Source organism: Kitasatospora purpeofusca (genome assembly GCF_034043715.1).
Classification (GTDB): domain Bacteria; phylum Actinomycetota; class Actinomycetes; order Streptomycetales; family Streptomycetaceae; genus Kitasatospora; species Kitasatospora purpeofusca_A.
The window spans coordinates 1-25,706 of record NZ_JAXCLC010000054.1 but is presented as its reverse complement, the minus strand read 5'-3'; the positions used below and the strand labels follow the sequence as shown (position 1 = coordinate 25,706).

The 25,706-nt window shown below is 75.2% G+C and carries 20 protein-coding genes; 9 read left to right on the top strand and 11 right to left on the bottom strand.

Annotated features, from left to right (window positions below; translation table 11 throughout):
• Positions 1-48 precede the first annotated feature (48 nt).
• Genes SM793_RS25175 through SM793_RS25165 form a run of 3 tightly spaced genes read right to left on the bottom strand, consistent with a single transcriptional unit; the run spans position 49 to position 3,376 of the window.
• A complete protein-coding gene (locus tag SM793_RS25175; RefSeq protein ID WP_320440572.1) occupies positions 49-936 on the bottom strand; it encodes a hypothetical protein in 888 nt (295 codons plus the stop codon).
• Positions 933-2,876: a GMC family oxidoreductase gene (locus SM793_RS25170; RefSeq protein WP_320440571.1), complete on the bottom strand. Its 1,944-nt coding sequence runs from the start codon at positions 2,874-2,876 to the stop codon at positions 933-935. The genes SM793_RS25175 and SM793_RS25170 overlap by 4 nt, the downstream gene beginning before the upstream one ends.
• Positions 2,873-3,376 carry a hypothetical protein gene (locus tag SM793_RS25165; RefSeq protein ID WP_320440570.1) on the bottom strand — a complete coding sequence of 168 codons (504 nt, stop codon included), beginning with the start codon at positions 3,374-3,376 and terminating at the stop codon, positions 2,873-2,875. Before SM793_RS25165 ends, SM793_RS25170 begins: the two co-directional genes overlap by 4 nt.
• A gap of 417 nt (positions 3,377-3,793) precedes the next feature.
• On the opposite strand from SM793_RS25165, the gene SM793_RS25160 reads away from it, so the two are divergent.
• The gene (locus SM793_RS25160; RefSeq protein WP_320440569.1) at positions 3,794-4,609 is read left to right on the top strand and encodes a DUF4389 domain-containing protein; all 816 of its coding nucleotides are present in this window, start codon (positions 3,794-3,796) and stop codon (positions 4,607-4,609) included.
• 191 nt (positions 4,610-4,800) lie between these two features.
• Here SM793_RS25160 and SM793_RS25155 read toward each other — a convergent pair whose 3' ends face one another.
• Positions 4,801-6,648 carry a S8 family peptidase gene (locus tag SM793_RS25155; protein WP_413816029.1) on the bottom strand — a complete coding sequence of 616 codons (1,848 nt, stop codon included), beginning with the start codon at positions 6,646-6,648 and terminating at the stop codon, positions 4,801-4,803.
• A gap of 297 nt (positions 6,649-6,945) precedes the next feature.
• On the opposite strand from SM793_RS25155, the gene SM793_RS25150 reads away from it, so the two are divergent.
• Both SM793_RS25150 and SM793_RS25145 read left to right on the top strand, forming a co-directional pair.
• The gene (locus SM793_RS25150; RefSeq protein WP_320440568.1) at positions 6,946-7,710 is read left to right on the top strand and encodes an N-acyl homoserine lactonase family protein; all 765 of its coding nucleotides are present in this window, start codon (positions 6,946-6,948) and stop codon (positions 7,708-7,710) included.
• 84 nt (positions 7,711-7,794) lie between these two features.
• Positions 7,795-8,262, top strand: coding sequence for a MarR family winged helix-turn-helix transcriptional regulator (locus SM793_RS25145; protein ID WP_320440567.1), 468 nt, complete (start codon positions 7,795-7,797; stop codon positions 8,260-8,262).
• Between the two features lie 76 nt (positions 8,263-8,338).
• On the opposite strand, the gene SM793_RS25140 is transcribed toward SM793_RS25145, so the two are convergent.
• The 3 genes from SM793_RS25140 to SM793_RS25130 all read right to left on the bottom strand — a co-directional run bounded on the left by SM793_RS25140 (position 8,339) and on the right by SM793_RS25130 (position 10,707).
• Positions 8,339-9,097 carry a thioesterase II family protein gene (locus SM793_RS25140; RefSeq protein WP_320440566.1) on the bottom strand — a complete coding sequence of 253 codons (759 nt, stop codon included), beginning with the start codon at positions 9,095-9,097 and terminating at the stop codon, positions 8,339-8,341.
• A gap of 163 nt (positions 9,098-9,260) precedes the next feature.
• On the bottom strand, positions 9,261-9,890 hold the full coding sequence (locus SM793_RS25135; RefSeq protein WP_320440565.1) for an AAA family ATPase: 630 nt from the start codon (positions 9,888-9,890) through the stop codon (positions 9,261-9,263).
• A 298-nt stretch (positions 9,891-10,188) separates the two neighbouring features.
• A complete protein-coding gene (locus SM793_RS25130) occupies positions 10,189-10,707 on the bottom strand; it encodes an Imm21 family immunity protein (protein ID WP_320440564.1) in 519 nt (172 codons plus the stop codon).
• 360 nt (positions 10,708-11,067) lie between these two features.
• Between SM793_RS25130 and SM793_RS25125 the strand changes: the two genes are divergently transcribed.
• From SM793_RS25125 to SM793_RS25110, 4 genes are all read left to right on the top strand, one after another.
• Complete coding sequence (locus SM793_RS25125; RefSeq protein ID WP_320440563.1) at positions 11,068-12,759, top strand: AMP-binding protein; 1,692 nt, start codon at positions 11,068-11,070, stop codon at positions 12,757-12,759.
• 149 nt (positions 12,760-12,908) lie between these two features.
• Positions 12,909-13,094 (top strand): hypothetical protein, encoded by a 186-nt coding sequence (locus SM793_RS25120; protein ID WP_320440562.1) that lies wholly within the window; start codon positions 12,909-12,911, stop codon positions 13,092-13,094.
• Positions 13,095-13,267: 173 nt separating this feature from the next.
• A complete protein-coding gene (locus SM793_RS25115; protein WP_320440561.1) occupies positions 13,268-14,122 on the top strand; it encodes an aldolase in 855 nt (284 codons plus the stop codon).
• A gap of 1 nt (position 14,123) precedes the next feature.
• A complete protein-coding gene (locus SM793_RS25110) occupies positions 14,124-15,038 on the top strand; it encodes a dihydrodipicolinate synthase family protein (protein ID WP_320440560.1) in 915 nt (304 codons plus the stop codon).
• Positions 15,039-15,138: 100 nt separating this feature from the next.
• On the opposite strand, the gene SM793_RS25105 is transcribed toward SM793_RS25110, so the two are convergent.
• Complete coding sequence (locus tag SM793_RS25105; RefSeq protein WP_320440559.1) at positions 15,139-15,714, bottom strand: XRE family transcriptional regulator; 576 nt, start codon at positions 15,712-15,714, stop codon at positions 15,139-15,141.
• Positions 15,715-15,884: 170 nt separating this feature from the next.
• On the opposite strand from SM793_RS25105, the gene SM793_RS25100 reads away from it, so the two are divergent.
• A complete protein-coding gene (locus tag SM793_RS25100; protein WP_320440558.1) occupies positions 15,885-16,826 on the top strand; it encodes a phytoene/squalene synthase family protein in 942 nt (313 codons plus the stop codon).
• Positions 16,827-16,905: 79 nt separating this feature from the next.
• Here SM793_RS25100 and SM793_RS25095 read toward each other — a convergent pair whose 3' ends face one another.
• From SM793_RS25095 to SM793_RS25085, 3 genes are all read right to left on the bottom strand, one after another.
• A complete protein-coding gene (locus SM793_RS25095; RefSeq protein ID WP_320440557.1) occupies positions 16,906-17,898 on the bottom strand; it encodes an ABC transporter ATP-binding protein in 993 nt (330 codons plus the stop codon).
• Between the two features lie 148 nt (positions 17,899-18,046).
• Positions 18,047-20,878, bottom strand: a complete 2,832-nt coding sequence (locus tag SM793_RS25090; RefSeq protein WP_320440556.1) for an FtsX-like permease family protein — start codon at positions 20,876-20,878, stop codon at positions 18,047-18,049.
• Positions 20,875-24,348: an FtsX-like permease family protein gene (locus SM793_RS25085; protein ID WP_320440555.1), complete on the bottom strand. Its 3,474-nt coding sequence runs from the start codon at positions 24,346-24,348 to the stop codon at positions 20,875-20,877. The genes SM793_RS25090 and SM793_RS25085 overlap by 4 nt, the downstream gene beginning before the upstream one ends.
• A gap of 344 nt (positions 24,349-24,692) precedes the next feature.
• Between SM793_RS25085 and SM793_RS25080 the strand changes: the two genes are divergently transcribed.
• Positions 24,693-25,409: an ABC transporter ATP-binding protein gene (locus SM793_RS25080; RefSeq protein ID WP_320440554.1), complete on the top strand. Its 717-nt coding sequence runs from the start codon at positions 24,693-24,695 to the stop codon at positions 25,407-25,409.
• The last annotated feature ends 297 nt before the right edge of the window (positions 25,410-25,706 follow it).

The window sequence follows — 25,706 nt, the reverse complement described above, 5'->3', positions numbered from 1 at the left end:
GCCGGACTCCCGCTCGGTCCTGTCTCGGCGCTCCTACCGGGTACCGGGTCAGGGGATGTAGTAGGGGCGGTGGTGGGCGGCCACCGGAGCGGACTGGTAGGTCCAGGCGCCTGCGGCGGGTGCGTCGCCGACCAGACGGGCGAGGTCGGCGACGGCTTCCCGCCCGGGCCCGACCGACCCGGGCCCGCCCGGCCCACGCTCGCCCGGCCCACGCTCGCCGAGGGTGAGCCGGACCCGCTCGGCGGTGCGGGCGTCCAGCGGGTGGAAGCGGTAGGGCTGGTGGACGGTGAGCGGGCCGGCCAGCAGCCGGCCCTCCGAGTCGGTGCCGTACCCGGTGACGGGGGTGTTGACGACCGGTTCACTGTCGAGGCCGGCCAGGTCCGCCTCGACCGCGAACAACTCCTCCTCGTGCCTGCGCAGCCCGTCCGGGCCGAGTGTGGCCCGGTGGCAGGCGACCGACCAGCGGTCGTGCACGGCGGCCGCGTTCAGAGAGGGCAGGACGGCGGTGAACCAGCCGGGATGCTTGGGCTCCGCGTAGAGCCGGGTGCCGGCGTCGATGGCGAGCGGGTTGTCGCAGAGCACATGGAGGCGGGCGATGCCGAGCAGCCTGGTCTGGTCGTGGCCCCGGGCGTACTGGCCGTAGTCGACGGCAGGCAGGCGGTCGGCGGCGGACCGGGGGTGGGCGATGACGTTGATCTCCACCTCTTCGGTGATGCCGCCGCCGGTCGGGTACTGGGCGAAGTACAGCTGGTAGTTGAGCGAGACGCAGGCCCGGCCGCCGAAGTCGGCGGCGGCCAGGGCGGGGTGGCGTTCGGCGAGCAGTTCCTGGACCGGTCCGGGGTCGACCAGGTAGTCCACGCCGATGTTGTGCAGGGCGCCGTAGTGGAAGGGGAGGTAGTACGGCTCCGGCACGGGTGGCAGGGGCAGACCGGTCATGAGGGCTCCCTGGACGGGGTCGGTGAGGACGCGGGCACGGTGAAAGGGGCAGGAACGGAGGAGGAGGCAGGGACGGAGGAAGGCGCGGGCGCGGGCGAAGGCGCGGACGGACGCGGCGCGGTGAGCGCCGCCGGGCCGCGCAGGACCGTCAGGTCGTGGTGGGCGCGGTCGGCGCTGCGCAGGGCGAGGGCGGCCATGGTCAGCGAGGGGTTGGAGGTGCCGAGCGAGGGCATCGAGCCGCAGCCGACGGCGTAGAGGTTGGGGTGGTCCCAGCAGCGCTGCCACTGGTCGACCACGGAGGTGTCCGGGGAGTCGCCCATGATGTGGGTGCCGCCGCCGTGGCCGGCGCCCCGGTAGCCGTACGGCCGGCCGTCGTGTTCGAGCCGCCCGGGCCAGCCGGGGCCGGCCTCGTAGCGGGTGTGGTCCTCGGCGCCGAGCAGGGCGAACAGCTGCTCGGAGACGGCCCGGGCGGAGGCCATACCCTGCCGGACGTACCCGGAGAGGTCGTAGTGGAGGGCCGGTCTCGGCAGGCCGAGGCGGTCCGGCCGGCTGTGGTCGAGGGTGACCCGGTTGGCCGGGTCGGCCGGCTGTTCCAGCTCGAACTGGAGCGAGAACTGACGGCCGAGCCGGTCGCCGAGGCGCTCGCGCAGGTCCTTGCCGCGCACTCCGGTGCGCAGCAGGGCGCCGGTCTCGACCTGGGGCGGCCTCCCTGCCCAGGACCAGCCCCAGTTGCCGATCTCGACCCGGAACGGCGCCCGCCGGGCCCGTGCCCGGCCGAAGCGGAAGCCCTCCAGTCCGCTGGTGGAGCCCGGCCCCCGGTAGGGCCCGGTCGGCTCCGGCAGTAGGCCCCAGGTGAGCAGTGCCGGATGGTCCATCAGGTTGCGGCCGACCTGGTCGCTGCGGTTGGCGAGGCCGGAGAGGAGCAGCAGTCGGGCGTTCTCGATCGCGTGGGCGGCGAGGACGACCAGGTCGGCGTGGACGCGGTGGGTGGCGCCGTCCGCGTGGTACTCGACGCCGGTGGCACGGCCGGTGCCGTCGACCAGCACCCGGCTCGCCACGGCATCGGTGCGCAGCCGGACACCGGGTGCCCAGCGGGCCTGGGTCCGCAGCGGGGTGTACTTGGCGCCGCTGGGGCAGGCCGGGACGCAGGAGGCCGCTCCCTGGCAGAGCGGCCCGGCCGGGTGCTCCGGTCCGGTGGGCCGGCCGTTGCGGGCGTGCGGGGTGGTGCTGACGACGAGCCGGGTGTCCTCGTCGGCGGCCGGGTCGCGGGCGGTCCGGCCGTCGAGGGCGCGGGCGAGGGTCCGGTCCAGGTGGGTGGCGGGGATCGCGCGCATCGGGAAGGCGTAGTCGGCGGGGATGGGCAGCCCGACGGCGCGGCGCTGCTGGTCGGCGTCGGCGGCGACGCCGAGTTCGTGTTCGGCCTGCCGGTAGTACGGTTCGAGGTCCTGGTAGCCGATGGGCCAGTTGCGGCCGTGGCCGAGGTCGGCGGTGCGGAAGTCCTCGGGGTGCATGCGGGGGGTGAGGCCGGTCCAGAGCAGGCCGGTGCCGCCGTTGGCCCGCAGGTAGCCGCTCGCGTAGGGCAGCGGGCCGTGCTGGAGGAGGTATCCGGTGGCCGTGAATCCGCCGTCGGGCAGGCCGGTCAGGTCGTCGACGTCCGGGGACGACGCGTCGGCGCTGCGGGGGTAGGGCGAGGTGGGAGTGCCGCCGCCGGCCGCCAGGTAGGCGGTGGCGGTCGTCGCGGCGGGGGGGACGTCGTGGCCCGCCTCCAGGACGAGGACGCGGTGGCCGTGGCCGCCCAGGCGGTGTGCCACCAGCGAGCCGGCGAAGCCCGCGCCGACCACGATCACGTCCCAGTCCCGCTGGGCGTCCTGGCGCGGCCCGTCCTGGCGGTGGGCGTCCGCCCGGGGCCCGTCCTGGCGCCGGCCGATGTTCCGGGTCATCGGCCGGCCCCGTCCTGCGGGGCCTCGGCCCAGCTGCCGTGGCCGGGGGCGGTGCTTCCCGGGGCGGCGCCGTGGAAGGTGCGCCACATCAGCCCTCGGTCGTGGGCCCGGGGTGAGGCGGGCGGCTCGTCCGGCCAGGCGCCGACGTACCAGAGGTGGACCAGGGCGTGCTCGTCGCGGACCCGGTGGGCGAGCAGGGTGCGGTGGTGTTCGTGGGCCATGCCGGTGTCGCGCAGTTCGCTCTCGTCGAAGCCGGTGAGCTCGGCGGAGAAGCGGAGGAAGTCGGCGAAGTCGGTCAGCTCCAGGAGGTCGCCCGACGCGGGGAAGCCGTACGCCGCCCGGTCCGGCTCGTCGGTCCGGGCCCCGGGGTCGGGACCGAGGCCGGTCCTGGTCCATGGGTCGGGACCGGCTCCGAAGCCCTCCGCTGGCATCGGGTCCGGATCGAGCCCCTCGGCGACCGGGCCGGAGAGGCGGTGATGGTGGTCGTCGAACCCTGGCAAGCCGGCACCCCCATGGTGAGCAGGTCGCATCGCATCGCATCGCGTCCCGTCCCGTCGCATCACGTCCAGGACATGACAGCCGAGCGGGCACTTCACATCCGACGGACGATCGGGTGGACTCCCGGTCGTCCCGGGACCGATGCTGCCCCGTTGCCGACCCTCGGAGAACCTTCGATCACAATCGATCGGCCATGACCACTTCGCGATGGTTTGTTGGTCGCATCGCGATCGAATGCTTATCGGATCGACTGCCTGAATGATCGATCCCGACCGGTCGGGTGTCGTCGCCCGGATGTTGTCGCCCGAGTTGGCGTCGCCCGGGTGGCGCAACGCAGCGCGCGGGCTCCCCGGGCGGCTGCGATCTTCGGAGCACGCGCGGGTCCACCGCGCCCCCGGTGCCGAGCCCTGGAGGCCCCGATGTGGCAGGCTCCCCCCGCCGCCGCCCCGTACCCGAACGAATGGCTGCCCGCGCTCGACCTGCCCGCCCCAGGACCGCAGAACCGGCTGACCGTGCTGTTCCGGCTCCTGCTGCTGATCCCGCAGTTCATCGTGGTCTGGGTGCTGACGGTGGTGGCGTTCGTGGTCACGGTCATCGGCTGGTTCGGCGCCCTCGTCCTCGGCCGGCTCCCGGTCTTCGCCGCCGACTACCTCGGCGCGTACGTGCCGTACGAGACCCGGGTGAACGCCTACCTGCTGATGACCACGGGCAGCTATCCGCCGTTCGCCTTCCGCGTCCCCGACTACCCCGTGCAGGTCGGCCTCCGGCCCGGGGAGCTGAACCGGCTCGCGGTGCTGTTCCGGATCGTGCTGGTCATCCCGGCCGCCGTGGTGCAGGGACTGCTCTACGCTGGCTGGTGGGTGGTCGGCTGGATCAGCTGGCTGGTGGTGCTGGTCCTCGGGCGGATGCCGCAGCCCCTGTTCGAGGCGAGCGCGGCGGTGCTGCGCTACCGGATGCGGTACATGGCCTACCTGCTGATGCTCACCTCGGCCTACCCGAAGCGGCTCTTCGGCGACGAGCCCGGCTCGGAGCCCGAGGGGACGGTGTCGGCGACCCGGCCGCTGGTCATGAGCGGCGCGGGCCGGGGGCTGCTGGTGCTCTTCCTGGTGCTCGGCCTGGCCTCCGGGGTGACCAGCTCGGTCACGACGACCGTGACCGAGGACGACGACGAGGTCAAGAACGTCACCGGCCCGCTGCTCCCCGGCCCGCTGCCGCCGGGGCCCTCGTCCGGCTGACGGCGACTGTCCGGAGCACGAGGAGCGCAGGGAACGCAGGGAACGCAGGAACGAGAAAGCCACGGCGGCGGGAATTTGTCCCCGCCGCCGTGGCTCGTTCCGACCCCCGTCCGCACTGCCCACCGGACGGGGCGACCGTCAGAGGGTCCAGACCGTCAGAAGGCCCGGACCGTTCCGAAGGCCCCGACCGTTCAGAAGGTCAGGTTCCAGGCGTCGACGGTGCCGACGTCACCGGAGGCGCCGTCCTTGACCCGCAGCTTCCACGTCCCGTCGGCCGGGCTCGCCGAGGCGTTGACGGTGTAGGTCTTGGCGACGTTGTCCGCGCTGTCGCTGTCCGTGAAGTCCTCCAGCAGGTAGACCGTGCCGTTCGGCGCGACCAGGGAGAGGACGAGGTCACCGCGGTAGGTGTGCTTGATGTCCACGCCGACCTTGAGCGTGGTGGGGGCGTTGCCGCCGACCCCGGTCACGGCCAGCGGGCTGTCCACCGTCGCGTTGTCGGTGATCGCCACGTCCGTCAGGGTCTCGAAGTACTTGCCGGTCGGCGGGGTGCCGCCGCCGACCGCCTTGAGCGCGTCGACCTGGCCCTCGCCGAAGAAGGCGTTGTTGGCGGTGGTGCCGGTGCAGCGGCTGTCGGACGGGCAGGCCACGTCGTTGGCCTGGGTGGCCAGGCGGGCGCGGATGTCGGCCGGGGTGAACGTCGGGTTGGCGCTCGCGATCAGCGCCGCGACACCGGTCACGTGCGGGGAGGCCATCGAGGTGCCGCTCTTGGTGCCGTACTTGCCGCCGGGCAGCGTGGAGTACACGCCGGTGGCGCCGTCACCGCCGGGCGCGGCGACGTCGATGACCCCCCGGCCGAAGTTCGAGTACGAGGCCTTGCCGGTGCCGCTGGCCATGGCCGAGACGGTCACCACGCCGGGCAGCTCGGTCGGGATGTCGATGCAGGCGTTGGTGATGGTCCGGGTGACCTTGGTGGAGTCGTTGGGGCTGTCGCTGTCGGTGGTCTTGTTGGCCAGGTCGTAGTTGGAGTTGCCGGCCGCGGCGACCTGGAGCGAGCCCTTGCCCTCGGCGTAGGCCTGGGCCCGGCGGACGCCCTCGATGATGGCCGCCTGGTCCAGGTTGTCCGGGCAGTTGAACTGCCACGGGTCGGTGTAGTAGCTGTTGTTGGTCACCTTGAAGCCGTGGTCGCCGGCCCAGACGAAGCCGCAGACGGTGTTCTCGGCGAAGAACAGGGTGCTGGTCGGCTCGGCGATCCGGACCGAGGCGATCTTGACGCCGGGGGCCACGCCGATGACGCCCTTGCCGTTCTTGGCGGCGGCGATGGTGCCGGCGACGTGGGTGCCGTGGGTGTCGACGTCACGCCAGGCGCCGGTGCGGGTGTCGGCCTTGCCGTAGGCGCAGGAGGCGGAGTCGGCGGCGTCGAAGTTGGGCGCCAGGTCCTGGTGCTGGTCGTCGACACCGGTGTCCAGCACACCGACCTTGACCGCGGCCGAGCCCGTGGAGACGGCCCAGGCCTGGTCGGCCTTGATCTGGGTCATGTCCCAGCGGTTGGACTCGGTCAGCGTGGTCGCCGACTGGGCGGGGTTCGCGGGCAGCGCCGGGTTGTAGGCGTCGGCCGGAACGTCCGAGGTGCGGGTCGCGCCGACCTGCTGGACGCCTGCCACCCCGCGCACCGCCGCCGCGAAGCCGCTGCCGGTGGAGTGGGCGACGACGACGCCGATCGCGTCGTAACTCGCGAAGACGGTGCCGCCGTTGGCGGTCACCGCGGACTTGGCGGCGGCGACGTCGGCGGGGGCGCTGATCACCAGATACGCGCGGGTCCCGGCGGCCCAGGCGGTGGCGGCGGCCGGTGCCTGCGGCGCCGCCTGGCTCTGCGGAGCGGCTGCGGCGGCCGGGGCGGCCGGAGCCTGGACGACGGGGGCGGAGACGGGCGCGGCGGGCGCCGCGGCGGCCAGGGTCGCGGGGGTCGCCAGGGCCGCGGCGGCCAGCAGGGCGAGCGCGGCGGTGGGGCGGCCGACCCGCCGGGATATCAGGGGTGACACGTGCGTCCTCCGATCGGGGCCCGTGCGTGAGGGGATCACACGAGGGTTGAACGCAACATGCCAGAACAGCAAGCATTTGGGGAAGGCTTTACGCGTGACCTGTTGTCACAAACGTGTCAACATTTGATGTCTCCCCGATTGCCCCTGTCATTCCGGTCGTTCCTACCTGGGCGACATCCGTGCAACCGGCGGGCCCGGCCGCCCCGGCGAGCCGATCGGCCGACCCCGTGGATCCGGCCGGATCCGCTGTCGGCGGACAGCCCCGAAGCGGACCCGGCCGCGCGCCAGGATGACCGGATGGGCAACCACACAGCGGTACGCCGACTCGACCTGGGCTACTTCGTCCGCCCCGCCTCGGAGACCGGTGGCTCCCGGCCACGTGTCGAACCCGTGCTCGCCTGTCTGGTGCGGCACGGCCGGGGACTGATCCTCTTCGACACCGGCATCGGCGCCGCCGACCCCGGGACCGAGGCCCACTACCGACCCCGGCGCAGGCCGCTGGAGGGCGCCCTCGCCGCTGCGGGAGTCACCCTCGCGGACGTCTCCCTGGTCGTGAACTGCCACCTCCACTTCGACCACTGCGGCGGGAACCCACTGCTGGGCGGTACGCCGATCCTGGTCCAGACCGTGGAGTTGGCCACCGCCCGCCGGGGCGACTACACCATCGACGAACTGGTCGACTTCCCCGGCGCGACCTACGAGGAGGTCGACGGCGAGGCGGAGGTCCTGCCCGGAGTCCGGATCCTCCCCACCCCCGGGCACACCGAGGGGCACCAGTCACTCGTGGTCCAACAGGGCGACGGCACCGTGGTCCTGGCCGGCCAGGCCCACGACTTCGCGTCCGAGTTCGGATCGGACCACCTGGCCCGACACGCGGCCCGCCGAGGCGTGGAACAGCCGCTCCCCGACTACCGGCCCTGGCTGGACCGGCTCGGCGAGTTCGACCCGCGACGCGTCCTCTTCGCCCACGACTGCTCGGTCTGGGAACCGCCCCACCCGGGCAGCTGGGACCACCCGCCCCGGGCACTTCCCCACCCGGCCGAGCGAGGACTGACGCCGTGACGGCGATCGGCGGGGGCTCGTCGGCGAGATGCTTCAAGCTTGCATTGTTCCGGCTTGACGCTTTCCCCTGGGTAGCATGACCGCATGACACCGCCCCCGGACAAGCCGGACGAACGGGTCCGGGCCGAACGGGTCCGTACCGAACGGGTCCGGGCCGAGCGGGCCCTCTGCGGCCTGGTGAACGGACTCGCCCAGCGGATCGGCGACCATCTGCGTCAGCACGCCGCCGGGCTCGGGCTCACGGCGGCCCAGGCCGGCGCGCTGCGCGAGCTGGACGGCCCGCTGACGATGCGTGAACTCGCCGGGCGGATGAGCTGTGAGCCCTCCAACGCCACCTTCGTCGTCGACCGGCTGGAACGGCAGGGGCTGGTCGAACGGCGCCCCCACCCCACCGACCGGCGCGCGCGGCAGCTCGTCCTCACCCCTGCGGGCACCGGGTTGCGGGAGCGGCTGCTGGCCCTGCTCGCCGCCGACTCACCACTGGCGGGGCTGGGCCCGGAGCAGCGGCTGGCGCTCCAGGAGCTGCTCGAACAGGCGCTCGCCCGGCCCTGAACCGGACCGGAACAGGGCAGGAACGGCCGGTGGTCGCCGGGGCGCGGGCGTCCGCGCCCCGGCGACGACCGGCGACTCAGATCTCGCGCAGGTGGGACTTCACGACGTCCAGGACAGCGGTCCGCTGCTGGGTCAGGTAGAAGTGCCCGCCGGGGAAGACCTTCAGATCGAACCCGCCGGTGGTGTGCGCGGCCCAGTCGCCCGCCTGGTCGAGGGTCACCCGCGGGTCGTTGTCGCCGGTCAGGGAGGTCACCGGTACCCGGACGGTGTCCTCCGGCGCGGCCAGATAGGTCTCGATGGCCGTGTAGTCGCCGCGCAGCGAGGGCAGGATCATCGCGCGCAACTCCGGGTCGGCCAGCAGGCGTTCGTCGGTGCCGCCGAGCCTGGCCAGCTCGGCCAGCAGGCCCTCGTCGGGCAGCAGGTGAACTGCGGAGTCGCGCGGCTCGGACGGCGCCCGGCTGCCCGAGACGCACAGCCGCACCGGACCGGTCACCTGGTCGCGCTCGAACCGGCGGGCCACCTCGAAGGCGATCGCCGCCCCCATGCTGTGCCCGAACAGGACCAGCGGACGGTCCGCCCACGGCCGCAGCGCGGCGTAGACCCGGTCGGCCAGCTCGGGCAGCGAGTCGAGCGCCCGCTCGTCGATCCGGTCCAGCCGGCCGGGGTACTGGGCGGCGAGCACGTCCGCGTACGGCGACAGCTCGGCCGACCAGTCCCGGAAGAAGCCCGCCGAGCCGCCCGCGTGCGGGAACATCACGACCCGGACGGGCGCCGTGTCGAACGGATGGAAACGGCGGAACCAGAGGCTGTCGGTGACGGCGGTGGGGCCGGGCATAGGGTGCGCTCCCTCGCGACTGACTGATCGGCAGGACGGTCTACCCGCACAGTCTCCCCGGCCGACCCGCACCCGCGTCAACCGCCCACCGGAACGGGATCGTCCGGCCACGGTCCATCGGGCGGCTCCCGGGCGGCACCGTGGGCGCCCGGCGGGCCACCGGTCAGCCCTTTTCGGCCACCGCATCGCGGTCGAACCGCGCCTCGGCCGCCCGCGAGCGGGACCGGCCGTCCAGCAGCAGCACCGACGCGGCCTCCGGCACCGGCGTCCCCCCGTCGCCCCGGGTGTGCGCGGTGAGTGCCGCGATCAGCTGGTCCAGGCCCCGGCGGTGGCGGGCGAAGACCCGGTTCGACGCCCAGCGGCCTCGGGCCCGCTGACCGGCCAGGGCGGTCGCCGCCCCGACGTCGAGCAGGACGAGGTGCAGCTCCCGCCCCTGCCGGGCGGCCTCGCGGGCCAGCCAGCGGCGCATCCAGGCCCGGCTGCCGCAGTCGTGCACCAGCAGCGGCCCGCCCCGGCGCAGCGAGCGGCGCAGCAGCCGGAAGTGCTCCAGCCGGACCCAGGGGCGGTAGAGCGCGTACGGCAGGCGGTCCGGCATGACGGCGGCGCAGGCCTCGTGCACGGCGCGCGGGTCGACGGTCACGGCCTGCGGCGCGCGGGCGGACCAGTGCCGCAGCAGGGTGCTCTTGCCGCTGCCGGGCAGCCCGGAGACGACCACGACCGCGTCGGCCGGGTAGTGCACGGCGAACGGCTCTCCGGGCACGCCGCGCAGGTCCACCGGTCCCCGCGGTTCCATCCCCGCCTCCGGTGTCCGGCCCGCGCCCGGCGCGTCCGCCCTCGCTCCGCCCACGATGGCCGACCCGTCCATACCGCTCACCCGTCCCGTCCGTGCCCGACCCGGAACGATAACAATCCACGCCGCCGGCTCCCGCCACGGTTCCCGGCCCCGGCCCCGGAGGCGGAGGCGTGCGGCGGCAGGGTTGTCCACGGGCGCCGGGGCTACCGGACGGGCGGACAGCTTGCGGTCCCTGCCGGCGGACAGTTCGTCTCCTGCCGCAGGACGACTGTTCGTCACGCGCTCCGGTCCGGACGCATCACCCGGGGAGGCGGCGCACGGCGACCAGCGTGAGCGCGGTCTGCGGGTCGGGTTCGACGTAGGCGGCACGAACGCCGTAGGACCCGGGCCCCAGGTCGACCCGTACGTGGTCCTGCCGGCGGGACTCCTCGCCCGTCCAGGCCGCATCGAACAGCACCACCGGTCCCGGCACCTGCCAAGTCAGTTCCGGCTCCCATGAAGCGGCACGCATCGCCGCGCCGACGCTCCCGAGTATGGCCTCCTCGGACTCCGCCGCCGACCAACGGACGAACACACCCTGCGCCGACAGGTAAGCGGTCGAGGCGGGTTCGTCCCCGAGGACCAGGCCCTCCGCCGAGCCGACCCGGAGCAGGCCGATGCAGCCCTCGACGGCACAGGCCCGGTCGTAGTCGTCACCGGCGGTGTCGTGCCCGGCCGATCCCGACCAGGCCTCCAGCACGACCTCAGGAAGCACGACCAACGGCCCCCCGAGGGACTCCACCCACGCCACCGCTCCCGGCTCTCCGTACCTGACCATGCGCGCAACCTACCTGCCGGGCCCGACAGCCGGCCTCCGAGTTCGACGCCTCGGCCGCATGGGATCGGGTCCGGTCGGCACCGGACGGTCCGGACGGAGCCGCGGAGCGAAGACCGGAGCACCGCATCCGCCGACTGTCCGCCTCCGGCTCGGCCGGGATCGGCGGCGGCTTCGGAGGGGCAGGCAGCGGAATCGGCATGAGGTACCGCCGATACGCGGGTGGGTGCGAGGGGTCTCCGGTCGGCGGGCGGCGCGGCGGGGTGGACCCCGGCGGGTGGGGCGGGATCGAGGGTCCTATGGTGGTCGCCGTTCATGATGCGCCGTCAGATTCCCGGGTGCCCGGGCGGGTGGAGGTTGTACGTGACGGAGGCGCTGCGGGCCGGGCCGGGTGGGGCGGTGGCCGGGGCGGCGGACGCGACGCACACCGGGCAGGTACTGGCGGGGCTGGCACGCGATCCGGGGCGGGTCGCGCTGCGGCACGGGTCGCGGTCCTTGACGGCCGCCGAGTGCCTCGCCGGGGTGCACCGCCTGGCCCGGGCCCTGCGCTCCACCGGGCTGGGGCGCGGCGACGGCGTCACCCTGCTGGCCGGGAACCGGCCGGAGGCCCTCCTGGTGCGGCTCGCGGCCAATCTGATCGGCTGCCGGGTGGCGATGCTGCCCGCCGACCTGCCGGTCGCGGAGCAGATCGCGCTGGCCGGATCGGCGGGGACCGACGCGTTCGTGTTCGACCCGGAAGGCGGCGGCGCGAAAGGGTACGGCGCGGCGGGGCACGGCGCGGCGGGGCACGGCGCGGCGGGGCACGGCGCGGCGGCCGGGATCGCGGCCGCGCTGCCGTCGGTCCGGCTGCTGACCCTCGGGCCCGGCCCGCTCGGCACGGATCTGACGGCACTGGCCGAACCGCTGTCGCCCGCGCCGGTGGCGCCCCGGTTCCGGCCGCAGGACGTGATGGCGATCCGGTTCACCGGCGGCTCGACCGGCCGGCCGAAGGGGGTATCGCGCCGCTTCGCCCGGCCTCCGCGCCCGGAGCTGATCGCCGGGTCGGTGTTCCTGCTCTGCACGGCGCTCTGCCACGGCGGCGGGACGACGGCCGACCTGGCCCTGGCAGCGGGCGGCACGGTGGTGCTGCAGGACGGCTTCGCGGCGGCGGAGGTCCTGGCGGCGATCGAACGGTACCGGGTGACCCGGGTCTACCTTCCGCCGCACCTGCTGTACCAGGTGCTCGACCACCCCGCGCTGGCCCGGACCGACACCGGCAGCCTGCGCCGCGTCACCTACACCGGCTGCCCGGCGGCACCGGAGCGGCTGGCCGAGGCCACCCGTCGGCTGGGCCGGGTACTGCACCAGACCTACAGCCTCACCGAGTGCGGTCCGGTGACCCGGCTCACCCCGGACGAGCACCTCGACCCCCGGCTGCTGACCACGGCCGGGCGGCCGCTCCCGGACACCGGGGTGCGGATCCTCGACGAGCACGGCCGTCCGCTGCCCACGGGCGGCATCGGGCGGATCTGGGTGAGCACGCCGACCGCGATGCGGGGCTACTGGCGCGACCCCGGGTCGACTGCCCGGGTACTCCGGGACGGCTGGCTGGACACCGGTGATCTGGGCGCGCTGGACGGCGCGGGGTATCTGACGGTGGCCGGGCGGCGCGATCCGATGGCGATCGTCGACGCGCACAACGTCTTCCCCCGGGACGTCGAGGGCCCGCTGCTGACGCACCCGGCGGTGCGCGAGGCGGTCATGTTCACCACCACCGACCGGGACCGGCTGCAGCACGCGCACGCCGCCGTGACGGTGGCCCCCGGCAGCGGGGTGACGGTGGCGGAGCTGCGTCAGTGGGTGCGGGAGCGGGGCGGGCCGCGGTGCGAGCCGGCGACGATCCTGGTGCTGCCGGACCTCCCGCTGTCGGGGACCGGCAAGCCGGACCTGGGCATGCTCCGGGCCCTGGTGCCGGACCCGGCCGACCCGGCCGACCCGGCGGTACCCCCAGCATCCCCGGCACCGGTGACGACGGCTTCGGTGACGACGGCACCAGGGGCGCACGGCCCGCTGTAGCGCACGCCGTTCGAGCTTCGACCGCCCGCGTGCACGACCGTGCGCGCGGCGGTCGCCGGGCAGAACCGCCCGTGGACACTCGACCTCGTCGGCCGGTCTGCCGATATCCCCGGCGGCACTCCCTCGCGCCGTCCCCCTGGAGGCATCCCGTGACCTGGCTCCGTGTCCTCACCGCCCTCGGCATCCTCGCCGCGGCGGCGAGCGCCCTGCTCGTCTTCGCCCTCTGCACGGCCGCCGGCCGGGGCGACCGCATCGACCGGGGCGCTCCCGGCAGCGATCTGCGCTCGGACGCGGAACGCTCGGGGCTGATCCGCCGTCCGGGCGCTGGGAGCTGACGGTCCGGCGGCCCGCTCCGCCCCGACGACGGGGTCACCATCGGCGTCACCATCGACGCAAGGACACGATGTGTCCTATGGTGAACGTAGTGTCCTACCGGTGCGGCCGGTACGCGACACCAGACCGCCGCGCTCCGCTGCGGCGCGCCCCCGAACGAAGGAGCACCCCGACCATGGCCGAGACCCTGACCACCGCCAAGGCGGACCTGGTCGACCTCGCGCACCGCAGGATGCGTACCGCGATCCCCGACAACGACTGGACCGCCCGCCAGAAACTGGCCCTCACCTGCCGGATCCTCTTCGAGGCGGGCCACGACTCGGGCCTGGCCGGCCAGATCACCGCCCGCGCCGAACGGCCGGGCACCTACTACACCCAGCGGCTCGGCCTCGGCTTCGACGAGATCACCGAGGACAACCTCCTCCTGGTCGACGAGGACCTCGAGGTCCTGGAGGGCGAGGGTATGGCCAACCCCGCCAACCGCTTCCACAGTTGGGTCTACCGGGCCCGCCCCGACGTCGCCTGCGTCATCCACACCCATCCGCCGCACCTCTCCGCCCTGTCGATGCTGGGGACTCCCCTGGTCGTCTCGCACATGGACCTCACCCCGCTGTACGAGGACTGCGCCTTCCTGGAGACCTGGCCCGGCATCCCGGTCGGCAACGAGGAGGGCGAGATCATCACCGCCGCGCTCGGCGACAAGCGGGCCCTGCTGCTCGCCCACCACGGCATGCTGGTCGCCACGGCCGGCGTGGAGGAGTCCTGCACCCTCGCCGTGCTCTTCGAACGGGCCGCCCGGCTCCAGTTGCTGGCCTCGGCGGCCGGCCGGATCCGGGAGATACCCGCGCCGCTCGCCCGGGAGGCCCACGACTGGACCTCCACCGCCAAGCGCAGCCAGGCCAACTTCGCCTACTACGCCCGGCGCGCCCTGCGAGCCGGGCACGGCGACGCGATCAACGGCGGCGTCACGGCCAACGGCGCCCCGACCAACGGCGCCGACTCCGGAACGACGCCCGAGAGCGGTGCCTGAGATGACCGGACCCGCACTGGAGGGGATCATCGCCTACCCGGTCACCCCGTTCGCCCCGGGCGAGGACGGCGGCAGGAACGGCGGTGAGGGCGGCGGCGTGGACACCGAAGCCCTCACCGCCCTGGTGGACCGGCTGATCGACGCCGGCTGCCACGCGATCGCCCCGCTCGGCTCCACCGGCGAGAGCGCCTACCTGGACGACCAGGAGTGGCACACCGCCGCCGAGGCGGCGCTCGCCGCGGTCGCCGGCCGGGTGCCCGCCGTGGTCGGTGTCGCCGACCTCACCACCCGCGGCGCGGTCCGGCGCGCCCGGTTCGCCGAACGGGCGGGCGCGGACGCCGTCATGGTGCTGCCGCAGGCGTACTGGAAGCTCGACGAGCGCGAGGTGGCCGGCCACTTCACGGCCGTGGCGGACGCGGTCGGCGTCCCGGTGATGCTCTACAACAACCCTGCCACCAGCGGGGTCGACCTCTCCCCCGAGCTGATGGTCTCGCTGGTCGAGCGGGTGGAGAACATCACCATGGTGAAGGAGAGCAGCGGCGACGTGCGGCGGATGCACCGGCTCGCCCAACTCACCGACGGCGCGCTGCCGTTCTACAACGGCAGCAACCCGCTCGCGCTGGCGGCCTTCTCGGCCGGCGCGGCGGGCTGGTGCACCGCCGCACCCTGCCTGATCCCCGGACCGGTCCTGGAGCTCCACCGCGCCGTCCGGGCGGGTGAGTGGGACCTCGCCCTGGAGGTCTTCCAACGCCAGCTCCCGGTGCTGGAGTTCATCCTGGGCGGCGGCCTGCCCAGCACCGTGAAGGCCGGCCTGTCCCTGCTCGGTCTGGACGTCGGCGAGCCGCGCCGACCGCTGCTGCCCCTGGACCCGGCCGGGACCGCTCGCCTGGCGGAGCTGCTCGCCGCCGCGGGCTGAACCAGCAGGACGGCACCCGCCCCGGCACCACCGGCCCCCGGGACCACCGGGGCCGGTGCGTGCCGGCGCGTGCCTGCGCGTGCCTGCGCGTGCCTGCGCGTCAGGGCAGGGTCGGGACCCGGTCGGAGGGCCCCGACGGCTCGTCGTGGATGACCACGAGGATCGCGGCGGGCCGGCCGCCGGTGGAACGGCAGCGGTGCGGCAGGGCGGAGTTGAAGTACACGCTGTCGCCCGGCCCGAGGGCGACGGTGCGCTCCGGGAACTCCAGCTCGGCGGTGCCCTCGTGGACGAAGAGGTACTCCTCCCCCGCGTGGGACTTGAACGGCGGGTCGGCGGGATCCGTCGGCGGGTGCATCATGAACGGCACCATCCGCTTGCCGGTCAGACCGGTCGCGATGCCCTCGTAGCGCGTGGCGCCCGGGCCCGTCCCGGCACCCATCGGGGTGCGCTCGTCGGCCCGGACCACGGTGACCAGTTCGGGTTCCACCTCGTCCGAGAACAGCCGGCCGACATCGACGTTCAGCGCGTGCGCGAGTTTCAGCGCGGTGGAGATCGACGGGTCGCTGAGGCCGCGTTCGACCTTGGAGAGATAGCTCTTGGTCACCCCGACCCGCTCCGCCAGCGCCTCCAGGCTGAGCCGGTTCTGCTTCCTCAGCACCCGCACCCGGCTGCTCATGTGCCGCCCCTCACCACCTGCCGCCGCGGAATGGACCGGTCCAGTATCCCACCCGCGCCCGGCCTGCCCGGACGGCCGTCCCCGGCGGGCCCGGCCCCGACTCCGGTTGGGTCCCCCGGTGATCCACTGTCTAGGCTCGGTCCCTCCGAGCAGAGGGACGGGTGAGCCGAGTGGGCAGGTGGGAACGGGCGCTGGACGCGGCCGGGGTACGGGAGGCCGGTCTGCGGGCCGACTACGGGCGGCAGCGGCAGCAGGTGACCCGCTACCGGCGCGAGGTCGCGGTGGCGGCCGGGCTGCTGCTGCCGGAGCGCACCGTCCCGCACGTGATCGCGGCGGCCGCGTTCATGCACCGGACCGACACGCTGCTCGACAGCGGCCCGCTCGCGCAACGGCGGACGGCCGCCGCCCGCTGGCAGCGGGAGGTGACGCGGAGCCTCGCCGAGGGCCGGACGGACGATCCCGAGCTGCGCCCGCTGCTGCACAGCGCGGCCGCCCACCCCGTGCTGCGCGACCGGGTCCTGGACCACCTCGCGGCGGCGGAGGCGGATCTCGACTTCACCGGCTTCGACACCGAGGAGGACTACCAGCGCTACGTGGACGGGTACTCGCTGCCGGGCTTCATGGTCGTCGCCGCGCTGCTCGGCCCGGACGGCGACCAGTCGGCCTACCGGGCCGCGTGCCGGACCTTCATCGACGGCAGCCAGCGGCTCGACTTCGTCAACGACCTCGCCGAGGACCTCGCGGAGGGCCGGCTGACCGTACCCCTGGACCGGCTCGAGCGGCACAAGGTCACCCGCGCCGATCTGGAGCTGGCCCGCGACCTGCCGACGGTCCGGGAGCTGCTCGGCGGTCTGCTGGACGAGGCGGACCGCGCCCTGGCCGAGGCCCGGACCGTGATCGGGATGGTCCCGGCCGTCCACCGGCCGATGGTCCGCTGCATCGTCGGGGTGGAGGAGCTCACCGGCGCGGCGGCGCGCGCCGACCTCGGCGCGCTGCTGCGCCGCTCCGCGAGCCCCGCCGGGCCCGCCGCGCTGCGGCTGCTCGCCCGGGAGTACCTCCGGTTCCGCAGGGCAGCCCGTCAGGACCGCCGCCGCCCCTCCGGTTCCCGCTGACCCTCCCGTCCCCGCTGACCCCCGGGCCACAGCGGCCCCGACGGCAGCGGCCCCGACGGCCCCGAGGGCGGCGGGACCCTCAGTGCCCCTCCAGGTCGTCCGGGCGGACGGCGATGTGGTCGGGGGCCAGCTCGACGGCGACCCGGTGCTCCATGCCCAGCGCCTCCAGGAACTTGGCGGGGAGCTGGACCCGGCCGGTGCGGTCCAGCATCACGTACTCGGTCTCGTTGACCGACTCCTCGCCGTGCTCGTCGGTGAGGGTGCGGCGGAGCACCTCGCTGCTGGTGCGGCCGTCGCGGATGGCGACCGTGCGGCGGACCTCCCCGGCCACCATCGGGTCGTGGGTGACGATCACCACGGTCGCGCCGAGTTCGCGGTTGACGGTGCGGAAGGCCTCGAAGATGCTCGCCCCGGTCTCCGAGTCGAGCTCACCGGTGGGCTCGTCGGCGAGCAGCACCGGCGGGTTGTTGGCCATGGCGACGGCGATGGCGACGCGCTGCTGCTGGCCGCCGGACATCTCGGTCGGGCGCCGGCGGGCGAGTTCGCCGATCTCCAGCGCCTCCATCAGCTCGGCGACCCTGGCCGCCTGCTGCCGGGAGCCGGTCCGCGACGACCGGCCGCCGCGCAGCTGCATCGGCAGGGCGATGTTCTCGGCGGCGGTGAGGAACGGCAGCAGGTTGCGGGCGGTCTGCTGCCAGATGAAGCCGACCACCTCGCGGCGGTAGCGCAGCCGTTCCCGGGGGGACATCTCCAACAGGTCGCAGCCGGCCACGGTGGCGGTGCCGGCGGTCGGCACGTCGAGCCCGGCCAGGATGGTCAGCAGGGTGGACTTGCCGCTCCCGGAGGCGCCGACCAGGGCGACCAGGTCGCCCTGCCGGATGGTCAGTTCGAGCCCCTGGAGGGCCTGCACCTCGACGCCCTGGGCGCTGAAGATGCGGACCAGCCGGTCGCAGACGATGGCCGCGTCCGCGCTGTGCGCCGCCGGGCCGGCCGCGGCGGCGCGGGCGCGCTCCTGGAGTTCCTGGAAGGTGGGGGCCGGGGCGGTCTTCTGGTCCTGGGCGCTGCCGTTCACCGCGGTGCTCCTCTCGTCGGCGTGGGGCTCGTCGTCGTGGGTGTGGTCGGCGTTCGGGGGGTGGTCCGGCCGTGACCGGACGCGGGGCCGGAGTTGGGGTCGGGGCCGCTCGCGGGGTCGGGCCCGGACGCGGGTCGGGGCGGGAGGGTCATCGCTGGTCCCCCGCCCGCAGTTCGGTGGCGATCTGCCGGCGGCCGGCGATCAGCGCCTCGGCGACGACGCCCGCGCAGACGAGGGCGGCGAGGCCCACCGTCGGCAGCAGCACCGGCGGGACGGCGACCGGCAGCCCGGGCGCGATGTCCGCGCCGACCAGGACCGACAGATCGAAGGCGGGCCCGAGCAGGGCGACCGCGGCGAGCGCGACCAGTCCGCCGCCGACCGCCGCGACCAGGGTCTGCGGCAGCGTCTCGATCAGGATCAGGGTCAGGCCCTGCCGGGGCCGCAGTCCCATGGTGCGCAGCCGGGCGAGCAGCGCGGTGCGTTCGGGTGCGGCCCGGACCAGGGTGAGCAGGACGGCCAGCAGGGCGAGCGTGCCGGCGCCGAGGACGGCGGTCCAGAACAGCCGGGCCGCGGCGGACTGGAGCGGGTCGGCGGCGAGGGCGGCGCTCAGGGCGGCGCTGGTGCGCACGCTGTAGCCGGGGGGCAGGTCACCGTTGCCCTCGCCGGCCGCGGTGGGGAAGGCGGTGGCCCGCTCGGCGCCGGTGGCGATCCGCTCGCGCACCAGGCTCCGCAGCCGGTCCTGGTCGACGGGGCCGGTGGCCAGCCAGAGGTTGGAGCGGTCGAGTTCGGGTGCGAGGGCGACGGCCGGGCCGGCCGGCAGGACGACGAACAGCCGGTCGTCGCCCTGGAGCGCGGGGGTGCCGTCGACGGTGCCGGCGGTGCCGGTGAGCAGTTCTCCGCCGTTGGGCAGCCGGAGGCGGTGGGTGGCTCCGGGGCCGAGCTTGCGGGCGAGCGCGGTGGAGACCAGGGCGGGTACCGGGGCGTCCGCCGCGCCGGTCCCCCCGGTGAGCGCGGCCGCGTCGAATGCGCCCCGCCCGAGCGAGCGGGAGATCTCCGCGTAGGCGACCGGGTCGGCGACCACGGCGAAGACCCGGGTGGAGCCGTTGCCGTCGAGGACGAACACCTCGGTGTCGGCCCAGATCCGGGCGGAGGCCCGGACCCCGGGCAGCTTGGCGGCCGCCTCGGCGAAGCCCTCCGACACCGGGACGCCGATCGGGACCATGACCGAGGCGTCGCCGCCGACGGTCAGCCGGGCGGCGTGGGTGCGCTCGGTGTCGACGGCCCCGAGCACGGTGGAGCCGAAGCCCGCGGTGGTGACGGCGAGCAGCAGCGCGATCAGGGGCAGGACGGAGGGCCGTGCCCCTTCGGTGCTGCCTCGGGCGGCGCGGGCCAGGCCGAGGAAGCCGATGGCGCCGGGCCGCCGGGTGGCCACCCGGGCGAACGCGCCGAGCAGCAGCGGTTGGAGCCGGGCGAGCAGCAGTCCGCCGGTGAGGGCGAGCAGCAGTGGTGCGGCGATCAGCAGCGGGTCGACGCCCGCCCCGGTGGGGGCTACGCCGCGCCGCCGGACCTCGGCGACGGCGGCGACCGTCAGGGCCAGGACGGCGAGTTCGCCGGCCAGGCGCCGCCGGCCGCTGCCCGCCCGGGGCGGGGACCACAGCCGGGCGGCCCGCACCGGCAGGGTGAGCAGGGAGAACAGGGCGACGGCCGTGCCGGCGAGGACGGCGCCGCCCCAGCGCGGGCTGGGCAGCAGCCACAGTGCGAGCGTTCCGGCGAGGGCGGCGGGCAGCAGGACGGTGACGACGCCTTCGCCGAGCAGCCGCCCGACGACGCCGGTCCGGGAGCCGCCGCGGGCCTGGAGCAGGCGCAGTTCGGCGGCCCGCCGGTCGCCGGCGAGGGCGGCGGCGAGGGCGAGCACGACCAGGCCGACGCCGGCCAGTCCGGCCGGGCCGATGGCGGCGAGCGGCGCGGTGGCCTGCTGCCGGGCGGTGGCCTTGTCCAGCAGGTCCGGCAGCGGTGAGGTGATCTGCAGGCCGGGGCGGTTGGTGGCGTTCGCCAGTTCGTTGGCGGTGTTCCCGGTGAGGTAGGCGGCGAGTTCCCGGTCGGTGCGGTCGAGCCGGTCGGCGCGCAGCCGGTCGACGTCGACCGGGATCCGCCAGAAGTCCTGGGCTCCGGTCTGCCAGGTCCGGATCGCGTCGAGGGCGCTGCCGTCGACGAGTCCGGTGAGGCGCCAGTAGGCGTAGGGCTGCTTGCCCCGGGTGAAGTCGAGGCACGCCTGGACGGGGCAGGACAGCTCGGCCCAGTACGGGTCGTCGTGGTCGGTGGCGTTCAGGATGCCGACCACCTCGGCCTTCCGCGGTTCCTCGCCCTGGAGGGTCTCGCCGGTGGTCAGCACGTCGCCGAGGTGGATCCCGACGGTGGTGGCGGCGTCGCGGACGAGCGCGATCGGGACCGGGGCGCCGGCGCCCCTGGGGGCGTCCGGCCAGCGGCCTTCGGCGAGGGTGGTGCGCTCGCGCAGGCCCTGGACGTAGAGCAGGCCCAGTTCCGGGTCGACGGCTTCGGGCCGGGCCAGGCCGGGGTTGGTCAGGGAGCGCGACTTGCCGCTGCGGGCGCCGTAGACGAGTCCGCCCGGGTCGACGCCGAGGGTGGGGCCGACGTGGGCGGCGAGCACGGCGGCGTCGTCGTCGAGCTTCTTGGCGCCGCCGGCCAGCGCGGCGGAGGCGTACATACTGGTCGCGACGGTGCCCCGGTCGCGGAGGAAGTCGCGCAGGCCGTGGTCGGCGGCCCGGTCGAGGACTCGCGGGAAGGCGGTGGCCAGGAAGACCGTGCCGAGCGCGAGGACGGCGGTGAGCAGGGCGGCGAGCGGGGTCGCGCGCAGCCGGGTGCGCACCCACGGGGCCGGGTGGTGACCCGCCTCGGGGGCGGTGCCGGTGGGTCGGGGTCCGGTGGGTCGGGGCGCGGTGGTTGCGGCCGGGCCGGTCACATCTCCTCCAGGTGCCGCAGGCGCTGCGCCACGTCGCGGCGGCGGCGGCCGCCGAGCAGGGCCGAGAGCAGGGGGACGGCGGAGATCGCGGCGGCCAGCAGCGCGGCGGTGCCGAGCGGCAGGGCCACGAGGGCCTCCGGGACGGGGCGGCGGGCCGCCGGGGTGAGTACGACGAGGGGCACGATCAGATGGACGATCAGGGCGCCGAGGGCGAGTCCGACGACGCTGCCGAGGCCCACCAGGACGGCCTGTTCGGCGGCGGCGGTACGGACCAGGCGGCGCCTGGGGGCGCCGAGGGCGAGCAGTAGCGCGGAGTCGCGGGAGCGCTGGCCGGCGGCGGCGGCCCCGGCGGCGCCGAAGCCGATCGCGGCGAGCACGGTGGTGACGACGGCGATGGCGGCGAGGGCGTTCTGCGGGGCCGCGCTGAGCGGGTCGCCGAGGAGGTCGGCGGCGACCTCGTCGCGGAGCTGGATTCCGGGAGTGCCGGGGGCGGCGCGCAGTGCGGCGGCCGCCCGGGCGGGGGTGTGGTCGTCCGGGCCGGTGGCGGGCAGCCACCATTCGGCGGGAACGGGCGTCTCCCGGCCGCCGGCGGCGAGCGTCCGGCCGACCGCGCCGAGGTCGACGAGGACCGCGTTGTCGCCGACGACGGGCAGGGAGGCGACCTCGCCGGTGATCCGCACCGGCACCGTGGCGAAGCCGAACGGCACCCGGACGGTCGCGCCGACGGCGGAGCCGGTGGCGGCGAGGTAGCCGCGGGTGGCGACGCCGGCGATCTCGGCCGGGGGCTTGGCCTCGGCCGGGATGACGACCGCGCGCCGGTTGTTGAGGGCGTTGGAGCCGGCGCCGTAGCGCACGCTCAGCAGCCGCCGGTCGTCGGAGGCGCCGGGGGCGACGTCCACGCCGACCGGGCGTTCGGCGGCGTCGCCGCTGGTCCAGCCGAGGCCGGCGGGGACGGTGGCCGGCACCCCGGGGTCGCCGGCGCGGTCGGCGGCGGCGAGTCGGCGGATGGTCAGTTCGCCGGTGTCCTTGGGGCCGAGGGCGAGGGTCAGGCCGATCACGGAGAGCGGCGCGGACACCGAGCTGAGGCCGCCGTCGGTGAGCGCGGTGAGGTCGACGGTGGCGCGGGCGTCGCCGCCGGCGGGGACGCCGGTGACCGGGGCGACGAAGGAGAGGTTGTGGCCGTCCCGGAGCAGCAGCCAGACGTCCGGGACGTCGGGCGCCGCGGCCGGGCCGAAGCTGTCGCCGGTGGCCGCCGCGAGGCGCGTACCGGGGGTGAAGGTGAGGTCGACGTCGATCCGCTGCGGGCTCCCGGGCAGCGGGATCCCGGTCGGGGCGGCGCCGGCCGTGGTGCCGGCGAGCGGGGTGAACAGGCGCTTCGGGTCCTGCCCGTCGAGCAGGTCGGAGCGGATCGGGACGTACTGGGCGAAGGCGGCGGCGTCCAGGGCGAGGACCTGGCCGTGGGAGCCGTCGGGCAGCGACTGCTCCTGCCGGCCGACCGCGAGGATCCGGTCGCCGCCGGGCAGGGCGGCGAAGCGGCTGCCCTGGCCGATCGCGGCGGTGTGGGCGCCGTGGATCCGCAGGCCGCCGGCGGTGGCGAAGGAGGCCTGGTCCTGCTGGGAGCCGTTCCAGGTGTCGTGCTGACCGAGCGCCAGGACGCCGGTGGAGACGCCGAGTACCAGGAGCAGGACCGGTCCGCTGGCCTGGGCGGGGCGGCGGGCGAGCTGCCAGCCGACCAGGGCGGGGCCGAGGCCGCGGCCGCGGGCGGCCAGCCGGGCGCCGATCCGGGCGACGACGGGCAGCAGCCGCAGCACGAGCAGGGTGCCGGCGCCCAGGGCGAGCGTGGGGGTGGCGACCAGGACCGGGTCCAGGCCCAGACGGCCGTCGGCGTCCGGGGACAACCCGCCGCTGTACTGCGAGAGTTGCTGGTAGGCGAGGACGGCCAGGCCGAGCAGGGCGAGGTCGGCTCCGGAGCGGGCCGCGCCGGCGGCCAGGGCCTGGCGGCGGCCGGCCCGGCGCAGCACGGCGGTACCGGCGCCGCGCAGCAGGGCGGGGACGGCGGCGAGCAGGACGCAGCCGAGGGCGCAGCCGATCGAGACCGGCCACAGCGTCCAGTGCAGCGAGGTGTCCAGCGGCACGTGGCGCAGGGGGCCGAATCCGCCGAGGACGCGCAGCAGCGGCGGGGTGAGCAGCGGGGCCAGCAGGGCGGCGGGCAGCGCGAGCAGCAGTGCCTCGACGGCGGTGTAGCCGCCGAGCCGGGCCCCGGAGGCGCCGCGGGCGGCGAGCAGGGCGTTCTCGGACTGCTGGCGGCTGGCGATGAGGTGGACGACGAGCAGCAGGGCGGCCGAGGCCAGCACGATCAGCTGGAGCGCGCCGATCAGCAGGGTGGACCGGGCGACCATCGCACCGGAGTCCAGTTCCCGCAGCAGGGCCGGGAGTTCGGTGCGGGCGATGAGTCCGGCGTCGCGGTTGAGCGCGTCGCCGGCCGGGGTGACCCGGTCCCGGACGGCGTCCACGGCGGCGGTGCCCACGCCGGTGAAGTCGGCGTCGATCAGCCAGCTGCGGCCGTTCTGGGGGATGCCGGTGGCGCCGAAGGCGGTCTCGTCGACGAGCAGCGGGCCGTAGGTGGTGAAGCCGCCGGAGAGGATCTCGCGGCCCTGCACCGGGTCGAGCCGCCAGTAGAGGTCGGCGGGGTCGTTGGCGCGGTAGGCGCCGGTGACCCGGACCACGAGCGGGGGGCCGCCGTAGCGGTCGGTGAGCCGGACCTCGGCGGGCAGGGCCTCGGCGGTGAGGCCGAGGCGGGTGAGCACGGACCTGGGGACGGCCGCCTGGACCGGGCCCGGCGTGCCGGGGGCCGCGGCTGCGGGCCAGTCTCCGGCGAGGAGTTGGACGTAGCGGCGGTCGAGGGCGGCGAGCAGGGTGAGGTCCTCGGCCCTGGTGGCGCCGGGCTGTGCGGCGGCGGCCGTCGGAGCGGCGGAGGGGGCGGCGGGAGCGGCGGCGGATGCGGAAGGGACGGCAGCGGATGCGGGAGGGGCGGCAGCGGATGCGGGAGGGGCGGCGGAGGTCGGCCCGGCGGCCGTCGGAACAGGGGCCGCCGGGGCGGCCGGAGTGCCCGCCTGCTTGCCCGTCGGGGCACCCTGCGCAGCGTCCGCCGGTCCGGTCGGCAGTCCGTAGGAGCGGCTGCGGGACAGGCCGCGGGTCTCGGCCGGCAGCTCGCCGAAGAGCACCCGGGCGTAGTCGGCGACCGCCGCGTCGTCCTTGGCCCTCCGGTCCAGCCCGTGCTCGGAGTTGACCACCACGGTGGTCCGCGGGTGGCCCGCGCCCTGCAGTGCCTGTCGCTGTCCGATCTCGCCGACGGTGCGCTGGAAGGCGACCAGTGCCGTGAGCACCGCCGTCGTGATCAGTACGGTGAGCAGGGCGGCTGTGGCCAGGGGCAGCCGCCCGCGCAGACGACGCATGACAAAGCCGAGCATCCCGATCCTCCCCCGGTCGTCAATGGCGTCCGCGCCGGGCCCGGTCCGGGCAGTTGTGTCCCCCTGCGCGGATGGGCGCCCCAGGCGCCGCGTGCTGAATGATCACCGGCTCTGGATCACCGGATAGCGGACGATGCTGTCAGATCCGGTCAAGGAAAGGAAGGGACTTGCGCGAAGGATGTAAGTAGTGAGCAAATGCTGCGCATCGCGGCTGCACGGCGGCCGACTGCACGTCATCTCCGCGATTTCCGCAAAGCCATGAACACCTCAAAGAACGCCGCGAAGAACACCCCGGCCGGCCGCAGTCGGCGGACCCCGCCGGGGAGCACCCAGGGGGATGCCGCATGACCCAGCAACCGGCCGGCACCGTCACCACTCCCATGGTGGCCGTCACCGAGGTCCACCGCAGCTTCGGCACCGGCGAGCGCGCCGTCCACGCCCTGCGCGGCGTCTCCTTCACCATCGGCCGGGGAGAACTCACCGCCCTCAAGGGCCGGTCCGGCTCCGGCAAGACCACCCTGCTCAACCTGGTCGGCGGCCTGGACGCCCCGACCGGCGGCAGCATCACCCTGGACGGTACCGACCTCGGCAGCCTGGACGAGGACGGGCGGCTCGCGCTGCGCCGCGACCGGCTGGGCTTCGTCTTCCAGTCCTTCGGCCTGCTGCCCGTGCTCACCGCCGCCGAGAACGTCGGCATCCCGATGCGGCTGCGCAAGGTGCCCGCCGCCCAGCGCGAGGAGCGCGCCCGCACCCTGCTCGCCCTGGTCGGACTGGCCGACCACGCCAACCAGCGCCCCGGGGAGCTCTCCGGCGGCCAGCAGCAGCGCGTCGCCATCGCCCGGGCCCTGGCCAACGAGCCCGACCTCATCATCGCCGACGAGCCGACCGGCCAGCTGGACTCCGAGACCGGCCGCTCGATCATGGAACTGCTGCGCGCGGTGGTCCGCAGCGAGGGCGTCACCGTCCTGGTCGCGACCCACGACCCCAACCTGATGGAACTCGCCGACCGCGTGGTCGAACTCCGCGACGGCCGCGTCGTCGACGAGCCCGCCACCGCCTGACCCCGCGACAGCGCCGCCCGGGGGGCACTCACGGGCGCCAACGGGAACTGCCGGGCGTCCGCGCGCGCGCCACCCGCCCCATCGCGTCGACGGGGCCCCCCCCCCAGGGCGGACCCCCCCCACCCCCCCCCCCGGGGCGGGGTTTTGGCCCCTGTGGGGACCTTCAAAAAACACACGGCGGGGCGGTGGGCGGGCGCCGCCGAGATGACGATGTCCTACCGGGCCGGGCTCACCAGGAGCGGCTTCGAGGCGAACTACCTCGCGGTCCATCCGGAGCTGCCGACCATCGTGCAGGCG

What these genes read in the sequence shown, in the direction of transcription:
- SM793_RS25175 (WP_320440572.1), bottom strand. Translation starts at nt 936, where the DNA reads ATGACCGGTCTGCCCCTGCCACCCGTGCCGGAGCCGTACTACCTCCCC.
- SM793_RS25170 (WP_320440571.1), bottom strand. Translation starts at nt 2,876, where the DNA reads ATGACCCGGAACATCGGCCGGCGCCAGGACGGGCCCCGGGCGGACGCC.
- SM793_RS25160 (WP_320440569.1), top strand. Translation starts at nt 3,794, where the DNA reads ATGTGGCAGGCTCCCCCCGCCGCCGCCCCGTACCCGAACGAATGGCTG.
- SM793_RS25150 (WP_320440568.1), top strand. Translation starts at nt 6,946, where the DNA reads ATGGGCAACCACACAGCGGTACGCCGACTCGACCTGGGCTACTTCGTC.
- SM793_RS25145 (WP_320440567.1), top strand. Translation starts at nt 7,795, where the DNA reads ATGACACCGCCCCCGGACAAGCCGGACGAACGGGTCCGGGCCGAACGG.
- SM793_RS25140 (WP_320440566.1), bottom strand. Translation starts at nt 9,097, where the DNA reads ATGCCCGGCCCCACCGCCGTCACCGACAGCCTCTGGTTCCGCCGTTTC.
- SM793_RS25135 (WP_320440565.1), bottom strand. Translation starts at nt 9,890, where the DNA reads ATGGAACCGCGGGGACCGGTGGACCTGCGCGGCGTGCCCGGAGAGCCG.
- SM793_RS25130 (WP_320440564.1), bottom strand. Translation starts at nt 10,707, where the DNA reads ATGGTCAGGTACGGAGAGCCGGGAGCGGTGGCGTGGGTGGAGTCCCTC.
- SM793_RS25115 (WP_320440561.1), top strand. Translation starts at nt 13,268, where the DNA reads ATGGCCGAGACCCTGACCACCGCCAAGGCGGACCTGGTCGACCTCGCG.
- SM793_RS25110 (WP_320440560.1), top strand. Translation starts at nt 14,124, where the DNA reads ATGACCGGACCCGCACTGGAGGGGATCATCGCCTACCCGGTCACCCCG.
- SM793_RS25105 (WP_320440559.1), bottom strand. Translation starts at nt 15,714, where the DNA reads ATGAGCAGCCGGGTGCGGGTGCTGAGGAAGCAGAACCGGCTCAGCCTG.
- SM793_RS25085 (WP_320440555.1), bottom strand. Translation starts at nt 24,348, where the DNA reads ATGCTCGGCTTTGTCATGCGTCGTCTGCGCGGGCGGCTGCCCCTGGCC.
- SM793_RS25080 (WP_320440554.1), top strand. Translation starts at nt 24,693, where the DNA reads ATGACCCAGCAACCGGCCGGCACCGTCACCACTCCCATGGTGGCCGTC.